Annotated in this window: 3 protein-coding genes; 1 reads left to right on the top strand and 2 read right to left on the bottom strand. The window is 69.8% G+C overall.

Annotated elements, in window-relative coordinates; translation table 11 throughout:
- The coding region (selB, locus tag FVW27_RS11400; RefSeq protein ID WP_167125242.1) for a selenocysteine-specific translation elongation factor at positions 1 to 1,452 on the bottom strand (1,452 nt) is incomplete at its 3' end.
- Between the two features lie 441 nt (positions 1,453 to 1,893).
- Here selB and FVW27_RS11395 point away from each other — a divergent pair.
- Positions 1,894 to 2,289, top strand: coding sequence for a secondary thiamine-phosphate synthase enzyme YjbQ (locus tag FVW27_RS11395; RefSeq protein ID WP_015946134.1), 396 nt, complete (start codon positions 1,894 to 1,896; stop codon positions 2,287 to 2,289).
- Positions 2,290 to 2,352: 63 nt separating this feature from the next.
- Here FVW27_RS11395 and FVW27_RS11390 read toward each other — a convergent pair.
- Positions 2,353 to 3,177, bottom strand: an 825-nt coding sequence (locus FVW27_RS11390) for an NAD(P)H-dependent glycerol-3-phosphate dehydrogenase (protein ID WP_167125240.1), incomplete at its 5' end; no start/stop codon positions are given.

The following is a 3,177-nucleotide window of genomic DNA, read 5'->3' as shown; positions in this document are numbered from 1 at the left end:
GGCCAGCGCCCCGCGCGCCATGCCGGGCTTGAGCGGTTCGCGGGCGTGGTATTCCGCCGCGCGGGCCAGGCACCCCGCCCCCAGGCGGCGCACCGTCTCCGCGTCCACGTAGGCGCGTTCGTCCCGGTCGAAGCAGAACACCTGCCCCTTGGCCCCCAGGGCTTGCAGGGCCTTGTCCAGCCTCTTCGATTCCAGGTTGGTCAGCACCGAAAGCTGGGCAAACCGCGCCCCGGCGGAACCGGCCAGCCGCAACAGGGACTGGGTGGCCGCCTCCTGCGTGGCGGCGTCGCCCGCCTCGTGAACGTCGGGCAGGCCCTCCAGCAGGGCCAGCTTGTCGGAAAATTCGGCGTCCTTGCGGCGCAGGTCCAGCCCCAGCGGATGCAGCACCGCGCCCCCGGCCACCGTGCGCAACGGCGAGAACGAACGCACCACGCAGCGGTCGCCCGCCACGCCCACCATGGGCTCGGTAAAGCGCACCTCGCACAGGGCGGTTTCTCCGGGGGCCAGTTTGTCCCGGTCGGGGAAGTACAGCCGCGCCAGCACCTCGCGCGCGCCGTGGTGAAAGTGCACCTCGGTGCGGTTCTTCAGCGGCGTGGGCGCGGACGACAGGCAGGTCAGCCGGACCATCCAGCGCAGGGACGGGAACAGCGTGCCGGGGTGGGCCAGCACGTCGCCGCGCTGCACGTCCTCCACGTCCAGCCCCTGCACGTTGACGGCGGTGCGCCGCCCGGCCGGGGCCACGTCCACCGGCCCGCCGTGGCTTTGCAGACTGCGCACCTTCGTTTGTGCGCCGCCGGGGTACAGCACCACCTCGTCGCCCACCTTCACGCTGCCGGACACCATGGTGCCGGTGACCACCGTGCCATGCCCCTTCATGGTGAACACGCGGTCCACGGGCAGGCGGAACAGGTCGCTGCGGCGCACCGGGCGCAGTTCGCGCTCCAGCATCGCCAGGTGTTCGCGCAGTACGTCCAGCCCCTGCCCGGTGGTTGACGACACCGGAAAGATGGGCGCCCCCTCAAGGAACGTCCCGGCCAGGAACCCGGCCACGTCCTCCTGCGCAAGCTCCAGCCATTCCGGGTCCACCATGTCCACCTTGGTCAGGGCCACAAGCCCGTGGCGGATGCCCAGCAGCGAGCAGATTTCCAGATGTTCGCGGGTCTGGGGCATCACCCCTTCGTCCGCCGCGATGACCAGCATGACGAAGTCGATGCCCGACGCCCCGGCCACCATGTTCTTGACGAAGCGTTCGTGCCCCGGCACGTCCACGATGCCCAGCCGTCCGACTCCGGCCCCGGCGCCCGGCAGGTCGCAGAACGCGAAGCCGAGCTCGATGGTGATGCCCCGGCGCTTTTCCTCTTCCAGCCGGTCGCAGTCGATGCCGGTCAGCGCGCGGACCAGCGAGGTCTTGCCGTGGTCGATATGTCCTGCGGTGCCCATGACGACAGGCATGCGTGTACTCCCGGGTGGTAACGCCCCGGCAGGCGGTTCTTGTACGCCTGCGGTGGGCGGGTGATGCCGGAGATTTCTTTTGCGCCTCCGGCGGGCAAGGGGCTTCGCTCCCTGCGCCCCCTTCAATGTTCCTGGCGGAATGAAGTACGCAGGGGCGACAGGGGAACAGCGCGGGCACGGGCAGGCAGACACGGGAGCAGCACCCCGGCGTAAACCTCACTTGCCTCGCATCGTCATGTGGTTGTAGGCAAAAAACAACACGGACTCAAGCTGGCCTGGCGGGGATGCTACCCGCAACACGCTGCCCGCACTGACGAAACGGCGAAAATGCGCCGTCCCGCCCCCAACTCCGACCAGCAGGGGCGCCCAGCGCAGGCATCCGGCGCGGCGCAACCCGGCCAGCCCCCACAGCCCCACAGAAGAATCCCCCAAGGAGACCCCATGGAAACGCTGTCCCTGCGCACCACCGCGCGCGAACAATTGCTGGACGTGACCGAAGAGCTTCAGGAACTGGTGGCCCGCAAGGGCTGGACCGACGGCGCGCTGGTGCTGTTCTGCCCGCACACCACGGGCGCGGTGACCGTGAACGAGGCGGCGGACCCGGACGTTGCCCGCGACATCGCCGTGAACATGGGCACCATCGTCCCCCGGCGCGGCGACTACCGCCACGCCGAAGGCAACAGCGACGCGCACATCAAGACCAGCCTGTTCGGGCCGTCCATGCTGCTCATCGTGGATGGCGGGCGGTTGCGACTTGGCACATGGCAGGGGGTGTACTTCTGCGAATTCGACGGCCCGCGCGAGCGCAGGCTGTGGGTGCAGTGGCTGCCGGGGTAGCCAAGGCTGCCACGACAGACAAGGTGGCCATGGCAGCCGATACTGTCGGAAAGGCCGGACCGGCTACTCTTCCTTCAGTTCGCGCGTCATCAGCTCGCGCACCGCGTCGTGCGGGTTGGCGCCGTCGTGCAGCACGCTGTACATGGCGTCGGTGATGGGCATGTCCACGCCCATGGCGGCGGCAAGGTCGTGCACGGCCTCCGTGGTCTTCACCCCTTCGGCCACCATGCGCATCTCGACCACGATGTCGGCCAACGCGCGGCCCTCGGCAAGGCGCAGCCCCACCTGCCGGTTGCGCGAAAGGTCGCCCGTGCAGGTCAGCACCAGATCCCCAAGCCCGGAAAGCCCCATGAAGGTGGATGCCCGCGCGCCCAGCGCCTCTCCCAGGCGGGACATTTCCGCCAGCCCGCGCGTGATCAGCCCGGCCCGCGCGTTGCTGCCGAAGCCGAGGCCGTCGGACAGCCCTGCGGCAATGGCGATGACGTTCTTCACCGCCCCGCCAAGCTCCACCCCGCGCACGTCCGTGCTGGAATAGGTGCGGAAGCCGGGGGTGGAGAACACCTCGCGCAGCCGCGCGCCAAGGTCCGCGTCCGTGCAGCCCAGCACCACGGCAGTGGGCAGGTTGCGCACCACCTCCGCCGCGAAGGAAGGCCCGGAAAGCACCGCATAGCGCGGGTCCAGCCCGTCCAGTTCCTCCGCCACCATTTCGGCGATGGTGCGCATGCTGCCCGTTTCCACGCCCTTGCTGGCGCTGACGAACACCACCTCGCGCGGCAGCAGGGGCCGCAGCCCGCGCAGCACCCCGCGCACCTGCTGGCAGGGCACCACGGAAAGCACCACGTCCGCGCCTTCCAGCGCCTCGGCGGCGACCACATGCGCGCGCACGCC

The sequence above is a fragment of the Nitratidesulfovibrio liaohensis genome (assembly GCF_011682075.1).
Taxonomy (GTDB): Bacteria; Desulfobacterota; Desulfovibrionia; order Desulfovibrionales; family Desulfovibrionaceae; genus Cupidesulfovibrio; species Cupidesulfovibrio liaohensis.
The sequence above is the reverse complement of the archived record's forward strand: the minus strand, read 5'-3'. Positions and strand labels throughout refer to the sequence as shown.